This is a genomic window from Planctopirus hydrillae, from assembly GCF_001707835.1.
Taxonomy (GTDB): domain Bacteria; phylum Planctomycetota; class Planctomycetia; order Planctomycetales; family Planctomycetaceae; genus Planctopirus; species Planctopirus hydrillae.
The window spans coordinates 47,281-62,990 of the sequence record NZ_LYDR01000020.1 but is presented as its reverse complement, the minus strand read 5'-3'; the positions used below and the strand labels follow the sequence as shown (position 1 = coordinate 62,990).

The 15,710-nt window shown below is 53.6% G+C and carries 10 protein-coding genes; 6 read left to right on the top strand and 4 right to left on the bottom strand.

The window, feature by feature from the left end:
- Positions 1-196 precede the first annotated feature (196 nt).
- Positions 197-1,849, bottom strand: coding sequence for a 3-keto-disaccharide hydrolase (locus A6X21_RS01495; protein WP_068845558.1), 1,653 nt, complete (start codon positions 1,847-1,849; stop codon positions 197-199).
- Positions 1,850-2,243: 394 nt separating this feature from the next.
- Between A6X21_RS01495 and A6X21_RS01485 the strand changes: the two genes are divergently transcribed.
- From A6X21_RS01485 to A6X21_RS01470, 4 genes are all read left to right on the top strand, one after another.
- Positions 2,244-3,563, top strand: a complete 1,320-nt coding sequence (locus A6X21_RS01485) for a TlpA family protein disulfide reductase (RefSeq protein WP_165603650.1) — start codon at positions 2,244-2,246, stop codon at positions 3,561-3,563.
- A 325-nt stretch (positions 3,564-3,888) separates the two neighbouring features.
- On the top strand, positions 3,889-5,256 hold the full coding sequence (locus A6X21_RS25095; protein WP_068845550.1) for a TlpA family protein disulfide reductase: 1,368 nt from the start codon (positions 3,889-3,891) through the stop codon (positions 5,254-5,256).
- Between the two features lie 290 nt (positions 5,257-5,546).
- On the top strand, positions 5,547-8,150 hold the full coding sequence (locus A6X21_RS01475) for a redoxin domain-containing protein (protein ID WP_068845549.1): 2,604 nt from the start codon (positions 5,547-5,549) through the stop codon (positions 8,148-8,150).
- A 222-nt stretch (positions 8,151-8,372) separates the two neighbouring features.
- Positions 8,373-9,278 (top strand): TylF/MycF family methyltransferase, encoded by a 906-nt coding sequence (locus A6X21_RS01470; RefSeq protein WP_165603649.1) that lies wholly within the window; start codon positions 8,373-8,375, stop codon positions 9,276-9,278.
- Here A6X21_RS01470 and A6X21_RS01465 read toward each other — a convergent pair.
- Positions 9,254-12,784, bottom strand: a complete 3,531-nt coding sequence (locus tag A6X21_RS01465) for a hypothetical protein (RefSeq protein WP_131818133.1) — start codon at positions 12,782-12,784, stop codon at positions 9,254-9,256. The genes A6X21_RS01470 and A6X21_RS01465 overlap by 25 nt on opposite strands.
- 87 nt (positions 12,785-12,871) lie before the next feature.
- Positions 12,872-13,789 carry a hypothetical protein gene (locus A6X21_RS01460; RefSeq protein ID WP_131818132.1) on the bottom strand — a complete coding sequence of 306 codons (918 nt, stop codon included), beginning with the start codon at positions 13,787-13,789 and terminating at the stop codon, positions 12,872-12,874.
- Between the two features lie 239 nt (positions 13,790-14,028).
- Here A6X21_RS01460 and A6X21_RS25695 point away from each other — a divergent pair, with 239 nt between their 5' ends.
- Positions 14,029-14,127 carry a 50S ribosomal protein bL37 gene (locus A6X21_RS25695; RefSeq protein WP_369299131.1) on the top strand — a complete coding sequence of 33 codons (99 nt, stop codon included), beginning with the start codon at positions 14,029-14,031 and terminating at the stop codon, positions 14,125-14,127.
- 211 nt (positions 14,128-14,338) lie between these two features.
- Here the strand turns inward: A6X21_RS25695 and A6X21_RS01455 are convergent, their stop codons facing one another.
- Positions 14,339-14,647 (bottom strand): branched-chain amino acid aminotransferase, encoded by a 309-nt coding sequence (locus A6X21_RS01455; RefSeq protein ID WP_068845545.1) that lies wholly within the window; start codon positions 14,645-14,647, stop codon positions 14,339-14,341.
- Between the two features lie 772 nt (positions 14,648-15,419).
- On the opposite strand from A6X21_RS01455, the gene A6X21_RS01445 reads away from it, so the two are divergent.
- Entirely contained in the window at positions 15,420-15,662 is a 243-nt protein-coding gene (locus tag A6X21_RS01445; RefSeq protein WP_013112178.1) for a hypothetical protein, read from the top strand.
- Positions 15,663-15,710 lie beyond the last annotated feature (48 nt).

Here is a 15,710-nt window from a genome sequence, read left to right as displayed (position 1 = left end):
CGATGGCAGTGATTCAGGAACAAAACGAGTAGCATCGCAGATTCGCGACGATCCTACACACAGTTTTTAACCCTCAGTTCCGAGCAGAGTATCGCTCCTGTCAGACTCGTCTCAGCGGAATCGTGGAATGAGGGCCCATGACTTCGCTGAAACAGATGTTTGTTCTGTCTGCCATAACATGTGTATTCGCAACAGGTTATCTGCGGCAGTGTGCAGAACGGCGAAGCTTTTTCGGAGGACAGCAGGGCGTGGTCGAGACACAGGCGTTGGGTGTAGCAACGGCCGTTGGACTGGCGGGCGATGGCTGGGTTGCAGTCACCTGTAGCACCTGGGGTGCCAATTCCACCAACCAGAGATTGCGGAATTCAACGGGGTTTCCGTGATTCTGGAACAGAATCGGTAGTGCTTCAGGCCCTTCTTTGCTGCCACCCCCGGTTTTGTTTTCCAATGAAACGTGATTCTGCACCACGATACCGTTGTGCCAGACAGTCAGTCGCCCATTCTGAATTTTGGTTCCCTGTGCATCGAACAGAGGTGCTTGAAACTGAATGTCATAGGTCTGCCACGAAAGTGGCGGGAACGACATGTTCAAGTCGGGCATTTTGTTGCGATAGATTGCAGCAGCATCGTTGAACTGCGGAATCAGCCCAAACGAATCCAGTACCTGCACTTCGTACCGCTTCTGGAGATAAAAGCCACTGTTGGCCCGTGCCTGCCCTTTAGCGAACGGCATAAAGGGTGTTTTGAACTCGGCATGCAAATGGAAATTCTGCCACGCCCCTTGGGTTTCGGAACCAATCTGCATCAGACCTTCTGGCGAAACTTTCAGGTTTTTCAACTGGCCGTTGTCTGTCCCATCAAACAGCACCACGGCATTCGCTGGAGGTCGTGCTCCTTCACGCTGGCTCTTTCGTGACCACTTGATGGCATGGGAAATCAAGGCCCCATCACCTTTGAAAAGTTGGCCAGTCTGCCCATCCTTTGTGACAAATTTTCGTCCTTCGGAAGGTTGACTGAAGGTGATCAGTAAACCTTCCGGTGTAGCTTTGCCACTCCCTTGCCATAACGTTGGTAATAACTCGGAATCGGCCTTGATCTGCGGAGTTCCGATGGGCATGGTAGCGCGTGAAGTGACTCCATTGCCGGGTAATCCTCCGGGGTAAGCGATGGCGTCAAACGTCCCATCTCCTGTGGCAACGACTTGAATTCCCAGCCAGTGCCAACCTTTTTCTGCAGACCAATCCCAGGCCATATATTCGCCCTGGAGAGCAAAATCAGGCCCGGCATCCTCGACCCGAATCGCCCCTTTTTTCAGATCCACGCCGGTCGGTGACAGAAAGGGTTTATCGACGGGTTTGGGTGGTGCGGCTGGTTTGGTCGGAGCCGGCTTTGGAGGCGCGGGCTTCGATGGTACCGGTTTGGATGGTGCTGGCTGCTTCGCTGGCTCAGATTTTTTGGGTTCCGCAGGTTGATCTGCGCTTTTTGGCTTTGGCTCGGGCTGCTTCGTCGGCTGTTTTGCGTCCGATGCTTTCTCGCCGGTTTCATCTGCCTTAGGCGAAGAGGGCATCGGCGAAGAGGCCGGCTCTTTGGGAACGGCTGGAGGAGCCACTTCGTCGACCATCATCACTGGGGAATTCGGTGCGGGAGGCATCGTCTTTTCGACGGGTGGATTGGCACTCGACTCCTGCCCGGCTGCAGCCGAGTTCATCGGATTCATGGCCGAGGCTGGCTGAACATCTTCAGCGAGAACTTGATGAGCTGGCGGAACCAACAACTGGCTGACAAAAAAGGGGGCACCAGCCGCAAAAATGCGCATCGAGAACGACCGAAACCACGGATGCTTGATCATGGGCCACACACTCAACGAGAGAATTGGTCTGGGATTGGCAAAAACGGTGAAGAAATACCTACAAAAGGACAATTCGACATATCTTGCCTGCTCACCCCAGCATGACACAAGCGAGTGTTGATTTGTTTTCCACGGTTTGCGAGTGACTGATGCGGTTACCCGAATTTTTCCTGGAATTCCGCCCCGTCGAGATTCCCTCATGTCACTCGATCACCGTGAAAATCGGCGGTCTTGCCATGGGCAGATTTCAGGGGGAATGTGAAGAAAATCGAGTGATTCCCCGCAGAATTGAGGTGCAATTCTGGTTCATGAAGATGACAATTCACCCGGCGAAGTTCTGCGAGGATGCACGAACGCCTGCCAATACCTAATGGAACAGCCTGAAAGTCATCACATGCTTCGATCCCGAATCCGCTGGTCAATGACACACAAATCAACGCACCAGCCATCGATGTCCCGAAATGTCTGCACCTGGCCAGTGGTGGCTGGAAAGTTTGTATTTGCCGTCGCGCTGGCGACTGGCAGCCAGTTCTCGGCTATGGCACAGGAAGCCGGAGCCCCCCCTGCTGCCGCTGCCAAGCCTGCACCGCAAGACCCACTGAAGCAGGAAGAAGTCAGCGACGCCTTGTATGCCATCCCCAAGGGATCTGCAGATGATATTCTCGAATTCCTCGAAGATCTGCAGCAGAAGCGTCCGCGACTCAAAAGTCGTCAGCAGGCGATTGAACACGCCATTCGAGTTCAAAAAACGATTATCGAAGGGACTGGACAAGTTCTGGCCATGCCTAAGGTGGAGTTAGATACAGCCGTCGAAGCCGCTGAAATGCATCTCCAGGCACACACTTTATTAGCAAGCGCGCAGATTGATGGTGCTCAGGAAGCTGCCCTGGCTGCAGCGACCAAACTGAAAGCCGATACTCGCAAAGAAATCTCGGACCTGGCGAATCAGCAGCTCCTCATGTTGCGTGTGCTTTCGGCACCAACCTTGACCGCTCAGGAACGAGCCACACTCTCGGCCGATATTCTCAAAGCCATCGAGACGACCAAGTACTCGGAAGAAAGTATTGGCATGGGGATGCAATTGGCAATGGTGCTCGAATCGATGCCCGAAACTGGCCCTGCTGTGGATTTCCTGGGTGATCTTGCCAACCTGCTGGACAAGGCCGATAAGAAAGAAATCAAGCAGGCGGCAGAACAGGTGCGTGGCATGGCTCGCCGCATCAATCTTCCGGGCAATACGATGGTTCTGAAGGGGACGACTGTCGATGGCAAGCCCTTCGATCTGGCCAGCCTGAAGGGGAAAGTCGTGCTGGTCGATTTCTGGGCGACATGGTGCGGCCCCTGCATTGCGGAAATGCCCAACCTCAAAAAAGCTTACGAGGCTTATCACGATAAGGGCTTTGAAGTTGTGGGGGTGAGCCTTGATGACAGCAAAGAAGATCTCATGGCCTTCCTCAAAGAGAAGAATGTTCCCTGGACAACTCTCTTCCATGAGGGGACTGAAGAAGCACCGGGTGGCTGGTCCAGCCCTCAGGCTGCTTACTACGGCATCAGTGGCATTCCCACCTGCATTCTGATCAATGCCGAAGGGAAAGTGATCTCCCTGGAAGCACGCGGCGAGAATCTAACCAATGAACTCGCCAAATTGCTCGGGCCAGTCAAGGAAGAGCCGAAAGACGAGACCACAGACGACGCTCCTGCCAAGAAGAAGTAACGCCGAAAAGAAGTCAGGCTTCTTGTGATCGGGCGGCCTGTTCGATCGCCAGAGTTGATCGACACAATCAATCAAGTCGCCAAACAGCCCTTCCTTGTGAAGGGCTGTTTTGTTTCCCGTTCGAGCTTTGATCGCTGGAACTCAGACGATTCCAGAGTTCTCTAACTTTCTTCGTGCATTTTGCGAATCGAATTGATACAACGCAGGGACGCTCACTGAAGATTTCCCTGGGGAGAATTCTTCATTTCCAACGATTCCAGCTCAGTGGAACTCGTTCTGGAAAGTCTTGAAAACCTTATATTTTCAATCTTAGAGGGCTTCGGTTATGCGTCAGATTAACGATCATTGGTTTTCTCGGAATTCGTGGACGATTGTGGGCAAAAACTGGGCGGCACTGGCTATCGTGGCTATGACAAGCAGTGTCTCCCTGGCTCAGGAAAAACCAGCGACGGTACCAGCAGCACAGATCACCACGGGGAACACTGAAGCGAAGCCGACCGACGATAAGGAAGCAGCCGATGAAGCCAAGGCCAAAGCTGCCAAGATTCGTGCAGCAGCCATGCAGGGGTTGCTCCCGGAAGATCTCGACCTGAAGCTCCCCGAAGATGTTTTCCAACTCCCTGAAAGCGGCATTCCTGAACTGCTGGCCTCGGCCCGAAGACTTTCTTCGCCGATGGTTCTTTCCAGGCAGAAGGTCAGCTCTTTCGAAGAGATGAATGCTCTGAGACTCAAAGCCAATAATCTTGTCACTACAGCCACTGAAAAAGTTCTGGCTGATCCAGCCGCCAATGAAAAGCAGGCTCTGCAGGCTGCAGGATTACTTCTCAATGCGCAGGCAGCGCTGCTGAAGCTTGAAGCGCCGGGATCGGCACAGTCGGCACTCACCATTGCCAATCGGCTGGCAACAGATACCCGACCAGCCATTGCCAAAATGGCCTCAGAAAAAATCGATGGTTTGCGGATTCTGACCATTCCTCAACTGGAACCTGCAGCGGTGGATACGCTGCTCGCTGAGACACTCAACCGCGTCAAAGTGGCTGACTTCTCGACAGAGAGCATCAAGCTCGCCTCAGAGGCAGGTCGCACACTCGAATATGGCAAAGATCCTGCTCTCGCTGCCAGCTATATGTCCCGTCTGGCCGATCTGCTGGAATCGACTGACAAGGAAACGGTCACACCGATTGCCGAACGAGTTCGCGGCGCTTCACGGCGTCTGGGATTGGTGGGCAACTCGATGGAAGTTGTCGGCACAACCGTGGAAGGCAAGGATTTCGATCTCGCTTCTCTCAAAGGCAAAGTGGTTCTTGTCGACTTCTGGGCCACCTGGTGTGCCCCCTGCGTTGCCGAGATTCCACGAGTCAAGAAACTCCATGAGGCTTATCACGACAAAGGCTTTGAAGTCGTCGGGATCAGCCTGGATAACAGCATCGAGCCGTTGAAGGAATTCATCGAGAAGCGGGAAATTCCCTGGGTTAACCTCTACCCGGCAAATACCTCGGAAACCAAAGCAGCCGGCTGGAGCAACCCGATTGCCAAGTTCTATGGTGTCAATGCGATTCCCACCTGCATTCTGATTGGTGCCGATGGAAAAGTGATTACCGTCAAGGCCCGCGGGCAGGTTCTCGAAGATGCTCTGGCCAAAATTTATGGCCCGCTCCCTGAAGTGGAAGAGAAGGCTGGCGACCAGAAGTAAATGGATCAACTCACAGGACTTTTGCCTGCTGTTCAACTCAGGGCAATGTTCTGAATCCTTTCATCACGAAGCATCACCTGGTTTGCGTTACCAGCCAGGTGATGCTTTGAAGACTTTGTGATGATTGAGCCGGAAGACTCTCTGCAGGATTCGCTCGTTTCCCGCCAGATTCAAACTGCAATGTCCCCGCCTGGGGATATACTTTTTTCATCGGCCTGATTCTGTCGATTTTTTAGAATCGCAGGATTGAACAAATCTTTTGATTTCCCCGCCATTCCCGGAAGCGATCCATGTCGCAGACTTCCCACCTGCTGAACCCTGCACAGTCCCCTGTTTGTTCTGGCATCACGGTCACAATTCTGGCTGCGGCATTCTGGGCAACCCCTCTTGGGGAGGCTGGGTTCGCTGATCCTTCGCACTCTTTGAACGCTGCTGAAGTACCGGCCAGTGCTGTCGCGCCAGAGAACGCTGTTGTTGCCGGGCATTCTTATCATGGCGATGCCTTCGATCAGGGCCCCAGGCAAGCGGCGTACCTGATGGGGACCACGGGGCAGATCTATTTTCCTGTGACAAGTCAGCACAGCCAGGTGCAGGCATGGATCAATCAAGGCGTCGGTCAACTTCATGGCTTCTGGTATTTTGAAGCCGAACGATCCTTCCGGCAGGCTGCTCAACTTGATCCCGATTGTGCGATTGCCTATTGGGGCATGGCGATGGCCAATACCAATAATGAATCCCGGGCCAGAAAGTTCATTGAAGAGGCCGTGAAACGCAAAGAGCAGGCCAGTCCTCGCGAAAAGCTGTATATTGATGCCCTTGCGAACTGGTATGCCTTTGATACCAAAGGCGAAGGTGACAAGAAGCGAGAACGGGCTCAAAAGAGTATCAAAGACTACGAAAAGATCGTCTACGAGAACCCTGCTGATCTCGAAGCCAAGGCCTTCCTGGCATTGCAGACGTGGCAGGTGCGGAATGATCTGCCAATCACCAATCATCTGGCGATGAGTGCTTTGCTGGATTCGATTCTTGCGAAAAATCCACAGCATCCTTGCCATCATTTCGTCATCCATCTATGGGATTACGAACGCCGCGAACAGGCGCTGGCTTCGGCAGCGCAATGTGGTCAGGCAGCTCCCGGGATTGCCCACATGTGGCATATGCCTGGGCACATTTATTCGGGAATGAAACGATATGCCGATGCAGCCTTCCAACAGGAGGCTTCCGCGAGGGTGGATCATGCTTACATGATGCGTGACATGGTCATGCCCGACCAGATTCATAATTTTGCCCACAACAACGAGTGGCTATGCCGAAATCTGATCTTCCTGGGGCGGATGCACGACGTCATCCATGTTGCCGGCAACATGGCCGCGATGCCTATGCACCCCAAATACAACCGCTTTCCCAGCAATGGCAGCCAGCACTTCGGGCGTTTGCGGTTGTGGGAGGCATACTCACAGTTTGAACTCTGGGAAAAACTGATTGCATCGGCCCATCAATCGGTCCTTTCGCCGACAGATCATACTCCGGAACAGATCAAGCGATTGAGAGCCCTGGCCCGCGCCTACGATGCGACAGGCAATCTCGCGAAATTCAATGAAACCACTGCCATCATTCGCGGCTGGCGCGAGCGACTGGTCGAAGATCGCGAACTGGAGATGACGCGGGCAGAAGTTAAAGTTCTGGCCAAAGAGCCGGGTAAACCTCGCGATGAGAAGGCGATCGAATCGGCTCGGAAGTCGGCCGTTCGATCGACGGACGATACTTTGCGGCAAATTGATCGGGCCATCGATGAAATCACGGCGATCGAACTGGCACGAAAAGGGGATTACGCCGAAGCCATTCGCAAGTTGAACACCGCTGGAGGAGCCAGTGCGCGTGAACTGGCCCGGTTGAGGCTGGCAGCGGGTCAGAAAGAAGAAGCCCGGAAGGAACTTGAGAAGTATGTCAGTCAGCATGCTGAAGAAGTGTTGCCGCTGGCCTGGCTGGTGGAGTTACTGATCGAACTGAATGATGAAGCCGCGGCTAAAACTCGTTTTGAACAGCTTCGTTTGGTGGCTCATAGTGCTGATCTCGACGCTCCCGCCCTGCAGCGGATTTCAAGCAAGGCGCGAGCCTGGGGTTTTGCCGACGACTGGCGTATCCCGCGAATTCTGCCCACAGATATCGGTGCCCGTCCGACACTCGCCTCGTTAGGGCCCATCCAGTGGACTCCTCCTGCGAGTGCCACCTGGCAGCTCCCCGGCCATCTCCCGGGTTCAACCGAAATCAGTACGGTTTCCAGTCACGATTATCGTGGCCAACCGACGATCGTCATCTTTTATCTGGGAGCCGGCTGCCTGCACTGCGTCGAACAGATCCAGAAATTTCTCCCGAAGGTCAACGACTTTCAAGCCGCTGGAATCTCAGTGGTGGCCATCAGTACTGACGATCTGAGTGACCTCAAAAAATCGATCGATCGCTTTGGCTCACAAATCTCGATTCCCCTCCTGAGCGACGACAGTCTGGAAGTTTTCAAACGGTTCAAAGCCTACGATGACTTCGAAGGCCAGCCCATCCATGGCACCTTTTTGATCGATGAACAAGGTCTGATCCGCTGGCATGATCTGGGCGCGGATCCTTTTATGGACGTCGATTTTCTCCTGGAGGAATCTCAGCGATTGCTGCATCCCACTTCAGTGAAAAGTGTGACCTATCCTCAACCACGTCCTGCGGGCACACCCGCCTCGGCTCTGGAGCCACTCAATCAGCCTGCAAAAGATCAGCCAAAAAGAGATCAACGGCGAAAGGATCAAGGCTCTTCGGATCCGTCCGAAAAAGAAAAATCGACTTCACCCGCAGCGGCCCAACAGCCACTGGCACCGCCGACTGCCATCAAGGCTGATGTCTCCTGAATTTCGCGACTTCAGGTCGACCGGAGGCGAGAGCTTTCAGGCTCACGGGCTGAACTCCAGCTTCTGAACGGTCTTCACGTCGAAACTGTCTCAATTTCTGATATTGGAGAAATTGGCGATTCACTGTATGAAGTCCCGCTTCAGCATGAAGACGGACTTCAGCCTGCTGTTGTCGTCACGATGACAGAAATGCCCAACCACGTTGAGACTACGGAAACTGCGATGTCCCATCTGGCAGCGCCATTGACGGATATGCCACCCTTGACGGGTGTCGCTGGTACTGACCCTTACATTGAACTGCTGAAGAACGTGCTCACCGGGGCTGTCTATGAAGAGAGTGCCTGGCGCCGTGAAGATGGTTATCACCGCGATAAGTTCCGTCCACTGAAATCTCTGAGACAGTTCTTCCTCAAGAGTTGGGCAAAACGCGGCTATCTGGTCGTGAAAGCCCAGCACTTCGATGCCAAGAAGCGAGAACTGGGAACAGACTGGCCTCTGTTTGGCTACTCTATGGTCGGAAAACGACGGCTCGATCAACTCGAAGTCGCCATCCGCACCATTGTGGCTGAACAGATCCCCGGGAATATTCTCGAAGCGGGCGTCTGGCGTGGCGGAGCCAGCATGTTCATGAAGGCTCTACTGAATCATCTGGGCGAAGGTCATCGTCAACTGTGGCTCGCAGACTCTTTTGAAGGGCTGCCCAAACCGCGTCTGGCCCCCGATACCAAAGATAAGCGGCACGATCTTTCCGAATGCGATTTCCTCAAGGTCTCGATCGAAACGGTCTCGGCGAACTTCGAACGATTTGGCCTGCTCGACGAGAACGTCAGGTTTCTCAAAGGCTGGTTCTGCGATTCACTCCCTCATGCCAATCCGGGGAAACTGGCGTTATTGCGGCTGGATGGCGATTTGTACGAATCCACCATGGATGTTTTAAAGCCGCTCTATCAGAACGTAGTCCCTGGCGGGTTCGTCGTTGTGGATGACTATCTGGCCTGGAGTGGTTGCCGGGAAGCGATTGACGAGTTCCGCGAACTTCACAAGATCAAGGCCCCAATGTTCAACATTGATGGCACTGGCGTCTACTGGCGAGTTCCGCAGGCTCAACCTTCAGTCGCAGCGGCCTGATTTTCAGCCGGTTGATCTTCTGCCGGGAAGACCATGATGGAGGGCAACAATCGAGGTTGTCCTCCATCAGTCATTAATTCAGCGGGCTTCTGGCATTCCCAGGCAGCGACCCACGCATCCCATTCGAGAGTCTGATCCTGATAAAGGACTTCATCACGGCGAATCGACTCAAGGCCATTCGCTTTGGCAACGGCGCGAGGACGCGGATGAATGACGGGCTGATCGGTGAGTGAGTAGATCACTTCTTCGCGATAGCTGGGATCAGGCCACAGAATGATCCCTTCCGTCCCAATATCGTAACGCCGATTATGATCGCACAGCCTGGCTTCAATCTGTTCGCGAATGACAGTCACGGTGCCGGATTTGTAAAAACCCAACAGGGCCAGTCGTAAGACCTGGCTCTCAGCCTCAGGAAGATGTTGAATCCAGCCCGATTTTCTCCAGCCCGCCACAATCAGCCCGGATTGTTCGGCAAATTCCAGTTCGGCATCTTCATCGAGAGATTCAGGATCACTCGTTTGAGGCTCACGGAGTTGAGGATTACTGAGTTGAATGATGATTCGATTGGTCGCAATCGACATCGCTTTGATCTCTGGCGCTGGCCTTGTCCACAGCTCGGAAGCCTCCAGAAACCGCAACAGGTCACGCTCAATAAAGTGCTGCAGCGACTCGATCAGTTGCTCAAGTTGAGTCTCTGTGCGAGCCAGTTTGCGCAGGCGATCTTCCGGCTTATCGAGCCGGGCGGCTTTGCGTCTGCGCGCAAAGAGCTTCGGGATGGTTCCGGAGTGAAAGCCAGGCTTGAGTAACCGGAGCATGGTCTCGCCATGATGTCCGATAATGGCTGGCCCGACCTCTTTCCTGCGATTGGCTTTATAGAGTCGCCAGTTCTCTTTGAGTTCCCAGACCAGAAAACCAAACACACCCGGGATGCAGGTAATGATGATGGTCCCCATCGCATTGGCCAGCCAATGACCAAATCGATGACCGATAAACGCTGAAAAAATGGGTGATAACAGCGGAGCACTCCACTTGGTCAGGGGAATGGCTAACGGCAGCAACAGCTTGTGAGAAACTGTCACCACAGGAAAGTGCTTGATGGGGTTGACCTGTGGCTCAATCAATAGAGTGACACAGAACCTGACGACGGAAGCGACAATTCCCCAGAACGCTCCCAGCACGGCCTTGAAGCCCAGCGAGATGGCCGATTCCCCCGAGCGGAATCGCAGCCATTCATCGACGGTGTAAAGAACACGTTCAATCAGATCCATCAGACGACGAAACATATCAAGAATGAATGAAAACAGCGCTACAACCACTCGAACGCGGAACTGATGCCAGATTTCTGAGGCCCATTCCGTCACGAGTTCTTCGGTGTCTCGTCCCATGCGCGAGTTGAGCAGCAACAGGCTCAGTACGAATGTCCCCATGGCCATCCAGTTCCATCGCTGAGGCAGTTGGCCACTGGCCCAGACAGCCAGCCAGATGGCCATTGTCACCAGGGCTGGAGTCCATAGATACCGGCGGATGATTTTCACTGGCAAGCTGCGTAGAAAAGCCTGTACGAGCTTCTGTTTGAGTAACCAATGGGGAATGTCATAAGCCACTGCTCGCAGAAATTTCCAGGTCGATTCGGTCAGGCTCCACAGCTTCTGCCGAAAGGCCGGGACATGAATCAGCGCCAACAGAAACGTACCGCAGACAACGACACTTTCCAGCGTCGCCAGATGCAGATGATGTTCCGTCATCCATTCGACAATCGGCCCGATGAGATGCTGCAAGCCTTCGAGGATCACGTATGCACCGCCATAAGGAAGTGCGACAAATTTGGTGAAAATCCGACCAGCAGGTAAACCAAAAGCGAGCGAACTCAACCGCTGAAAACCGCGCAGGTAGAGCGGCCCGCGCTGATAGACGCCTGCCAGCGGTTTTTCCAGTGCGCGATCAGTTTTCAGCAAGGCGTCTCCGCCAAAAAACTCCTTGACGCTTGAAAGATCAGAGAGCTTGAGAGCGTTCCGCGAGAGTGCATCGCGCACATGCCCCAGTCCAAAGAAGCCACGTTCAACAACGTGATCAAGCAGTTCATCGACGACTCTGCCAAAGGCCATCGTTTCGACAAAGTTCGTACTCACCAGCCCCGAAGATCGCAGGGCTTCTTCAATCAAAGGCTTCAATTGCCGGCGTGCCAGTTTCTCGGCGGCATGGGCTGCATCCTCCAGCAGCAGGTAAAGTTCATCGCGATGCCGGGGAGCAATCTGTGCGGCTCCGATGCGGGAAATCGCCAACCGCAAATGGCGGGTAATCAGCACGAGCTTCTGATTGGGTAGTGGCGTTTTCAGTGGTTTACGTCCGAAGGAAAACAGCCATTGCCAGGTATCGATCTGATAGGTTTCCCGTTCGGAATCGATGCAAACTTTCTGCAGGTCGTAAACCAGTCGCGAGGCGTTATTCCAGAATCCATACTGGGCAGCTTCTGTGAGTGAAGCGAGAACTTCCTTCCAGCGAGCATGGGTCGAGGCTTCCAGCTCGAGAGCGTGAATCAGCCGTGTTGCGAGGCGATCCAGATGAGTTTCGAATTGCGACTGAATGTCCCGAGTCATCTCCGCCGGTGCCGCTTCGAGTGCGCTGGCCAGAAGAATTGCCGCACGAGCATCGTTACCTCTCGCGGCGGGCTTGATGGCAGCTCTAACAAACCATCTGGCTCTGACGGCTGATCGTTTCGGTCGTTTTCGATGGCCGGATTCAGGTACCGCCTCCGTGGGGATGACCTGATCTTCCTGATTCTCTGTGGTCTTCAGCTCCTGTGGGCATGTTTCCCGATAGATCTCCTCGACAGCAATCCCTTCGCGCAGCATGGATTCAAGTGCAGCGTTGATGCCAAGGGAAGGAAAGTAGTACGACAGCAGGTCGGGCTCAAAAAATTTCAGTTCGAAGAACAAAGCGGCGAATTCGGCGTAGATCTGCCGGTGGTTTTCTGGATCGAGAAGCAGACCTTCACTCTTTAAGACTCCTTTGATCTCATCGAATTCTGTTTGACCAATCTGGTCGATTCTCGAACGCAGTTCCGCCAGAGAAAAATGGCCGGGCTCGACCTTTTGATACATGGCCAGATCGAGCCGGGCATGAAAGAGCGCCCGCCAGTACAGCCTCAGCAATTGAGGCTTGTTCTCAATGGGTGAACCTGCGAATCGATCTTCGCGTGCAATGAGAATAATCGTATCGGGCAAACTTTCGCCGATCTCGATTCCCAGCTCATCACGAGCCACAAACCAGACCAGCCTGTCGCGAGGAATCACATAGGTTCTCGAGTGGGGGACACTCAACCAGATGCTCGACAGCTCCAGTTCACTGCGAATCACCCGGCGAAGGACTCGCGGCATGACAACAAAGGCCCGGTGGTCCAACTGATGGATTTCCGCTTCGACATCAATGGTCCAGTCAGTCGCTGTGAGAGGATTGGTTCCTCCATCTGCGAATCCCGTCTGACCATTTTCAACTGGCGAACCCATCGTCGAGACTTTCTGCTTCAGGTTCGTTTCCACCGCGCCTGGTGTTCCCGATCATCAAACATTATGCAGGTTCTGACCAGCTTCGTCTCAGGAAATCAATCCTTCTCCAAAGGCATCATCTTCTGGCTGTGGCATTTTCGCAGGCTTCGTCACAGATCGTTTTTTATCGTCGGCAGGCTGTTGAATCGGCTTTTGTGGACGCCCCTGAGGGCTCTGCTGAGATCGCGTCTGCTGAGCGACCGATGTTTCCGCGAGATCAAGTCCGGCTGCAAAATCATCGCTTGATTCTGGGGCACCAGCAGGCCTGGCACTTAACGGGTCTGAACTTGTCGGGCTCAAACCTGTCGAGCGACGAGGCTCTTGATTGGGGAAATTTCGCCTGGATTCCCGTGCTGCCGATGCAGATTTGATCTCAGGAACATCGGGCGGTAGGGCTGGTTGTGGTTCCAACTCATGACGGAGATCAGGTTCCAACAGTTCCTGATTCTGACTGTTGGGGATTTCCTCAACACCTCGACGTTTTCGATCGGATCGATTCTCGTGTGTTTCTCGAAAGCCAGCCGCATTGCGAGAGGGTGTTCGGTCTTCGGACTTCGCTGCCGATCCGGGTGTTTGCGGATCGATGGGGGCTGAGGGCTGGCGAGAACTGGCAGCAGTTCCTTGGTAAGGAGGCTTTGGCCCTTTAGGAACTGTGCGAGGTTGCACGACACCGGGCTGAGAAATGCGATGAGGGTCAGCATCCTCCAGAAATTGAGGGCCGCGTGGCGCGTGAGGATCGAATTCAACAATCGGACGCAGCTTCCTGAGGCTGGCTTCTTCGAGAATCATCCACCGGGGGGAATCCTGAGAACCCTGACCAGAACTTCCCCGAGGCCCACTTTCACGCCCAGAACATTGGCAAACGACCGAAGTGATCGTGGCTGGCAATAAGCGCTGTGCCCCGCATGCCGGACATTTCCAGACGCGGCGGCAATCGGTCTGTATGCGTCCCCATGGCCCTTTCATTGTCCCGCACTTTCCTGAATTCAGAACCTGACCCAGCCAAAACCAATGTCAGAAGAATATCGCTTAGATCGCAATAACGCCATGCATTGAATGAAGTTATGCCATTCTTCCGGGCAGAGAATCCGGCTCTGGCTGCACTCGCTTGGCAAAGGGAATGGACTCGATTACACTCTTTTCTCCTTGATGACCAAGGAAAAATTCCTGTAGTTCGTTTAGTGCTTTCTCAAAAGTAGCCCAACATGGCCAAGAACACACGCAAGCTGAAGCCCGCCAATCATGGTACACGTCCTGCCAGTTCGAAGGCCCGTAAGGCCAAGCGAGCTAAGGTCCGTACGTAATTTTGAAATGAAGTCGTGCCACGTCCCGCCAACAGCCACATCGGTTCGGTCAAGGTGGCGTGCTGTAACGTGATTGCCTATTAAAAACATTCAAGCAAAAGGCCTGTTGGATTGCCGTCCAACAGGCCTTTTGCTTTTGGGTGTCTCTCATTCTGCCATCAATGGTGCGTTGCGTCGTTCGAGAAGCGTTCAACAAGTTTTTCAGCCGGCGTTATGGACGTTCACCGGAGAAGTCACCGTTCGGGACGATGTTGCAGTAGTTATCACAGAAGTCCTGACGATCACTGTACTTAGAGCCGTAAGTGCCACCCATGTGGCCATCCAGTCCACCGACTTTGTAAGACTGGTTGATGTTGCCAAAAGCAGCCCCAACGTCTTCGAGTTCGTTGTTGATGTTAAGGGCGACTTCGGACAGGCCGACGATCATGGCCAGGACAGCAATGGTCGAGACGAGGACGAGTTCAGCGGAAACAATGAAACCGGCTTCGTCGTTCATCAGTTGGTTGAGCAGGTGAGCCATGATTCGAGATCTTTCTGAGTCGATGTTTGGTGTTTACTGTTGAGTGTTGCGAGCAGTGTTGAGCCATTGCCGGGTGATGACAAACTGTAAAGCACCTTGAATGCCAAACTGAATTTGCCGTTCCACAAACTGAACACCTCCGAGACAGGTTATTGCCCGTAACTCATTTCTAGGTTTCATGTTACGGCTTTAAACCCTGCTTTGGGCATCCACCTCCTTTCAAATCGATTCCCCTTGTTCCTGTTGCCAGAAGACCACAGGGAATGAAACCCCAGTCGCCATAATTTCGACGTAAAGCATTTCATGGAATTGTCTTGTGGAATATGAATCCCACAAATGCCACTGGGGAAATTTGGCAACAGGGCTTTGAGGCGAAAACGAGACATTTGTGGCGAAAGCCATCTGCCAGTGGCGAAAAGTCACCAGGGAGTTCAACCAACTGAACAAGCTCGACCAAACTCTGGAGAATCCGCCGCAGCCATAGGGTGCTGCATGGGCCTGCTGAAAAATCTGATAGGCCGTGGAGTTGAAGGACTGCGGTCAATCTGCGAAACTGCCCAGTTCTTTCGTGGGCCAAGTCCCGGCATTGCGTTATTGAGGTGCCGGTTCTGATCTGCGAATTCTGTTCATCATGGAATGGTTGCACTGAACTGGCTCTGGCCAGATTGCCACAAAAGATTTCCACAGACCTTAGCCCAGGCCAATTGAATTCAACTCTGCCTTTGTCGTATGTCTTTGCAGAAGTTGAAGCTGTATCGAAAGGTTTTTTTTCATGCCACTCAGCCGTGAAGTTCTCGAACGTCAGCTTTCCTCCGCCCGCAAAGCACTGGCTCAGCAGGCTGAAACTCTGGGCAAGGCTGGCGTTGAGCAGTCGAAGTTCTCGAAGTACCCAGCCTACCGCGAGCTTTCAGCCAACTGCCTGAAGATCTCCCGCCGGCTGAATGCAGTCGCTGTGATTGAAAAGAACAACGAACTGGTTGCTGCCCGCAAGGCAGGCACAGAAGCCGCTGAGTAGTGATGTCGATCAGTAGAATGGCAGCCACAAGCTCCGTGATGAGCTGGT

What these genes read in the sequence shown, in the direction of transcription:
- A6X21_RS01495 (WP_068845558.1), bottom strand. Translation starts at nt 1,849, where the DNA reads ATGATCAAGCATCCGTGGTTTCGGTCGTTCTCGATGCGCATTTTTGCG.
- A6X21_RS01485 (WP_165603650.1), top strand. Translation starts at nt 2,244, where the DNA reads ATGCTTCGATCCCGAATCCGCTGGTCAATGACACACAAATCAACGCAC.
- A6X21_RS25095 (WP_068845550.1), top strand. Translation starts at nt 3,889, where the DNA reads ATGCGTCAGATTAACGATCATTGGTTTTCTCGGAATTCGTGGACGATT.
- A6X21_RS01475 (WP_068845549.1), top strand. Translation starts at nt 5,547, where the DNA reads ATGTCGCAGACTTCCCACCTGCTGAACCCTGCACAGTCCCCTGTTTGT.
- A6X21_RS01470 (WP_165603649.1), top strand. Translation starts at nt 8,373, where the DNA reads ATGTCCCATCTGGCAGCGCCATTGACGGATATGCCACCCTTGACGGGT.
- A6X21_RS01465 (WP_131818133.1), bottom strand. Translation starts at nt 12,784, where the DNA reads ATGGGTTCGCCAGTTGAAAATGGTCAGACGGGATTCGCAGATGGAGGA.
- A6X21_RS01460 (WP_131818132.1), bottom strand. Translation starts at nt 13,789, where the DNA reads ATGAAAGGGCCATGGGGACGCATACAGACCGATTGCCGCCGCGTCTGG.
- A6X21_RS25695 (WP_369299131.1), top strand. Translation starts at nt 14,029, where the DNA reads ATGGCCAAGAACACACGCAAGCTGAAGCCCGCCAATCATGGTACACGT.
- A6X21_RS01455 (WP_068845545.1), bottom strand. Translation starts at nt 14,647, where the DNA reads ATGGCTCACCTGCTCAACCAACTGATGAACGACGAAGCCGGTTTCATT.
- A6X21_RS01445 (WP_013112178.1), top strand. Translation starts at nt 15,420, where the DNA reads ATGCCACTCAGCCGTGAAGTTCTCGAACGTCAGCTTTCCTCCGCCCGC.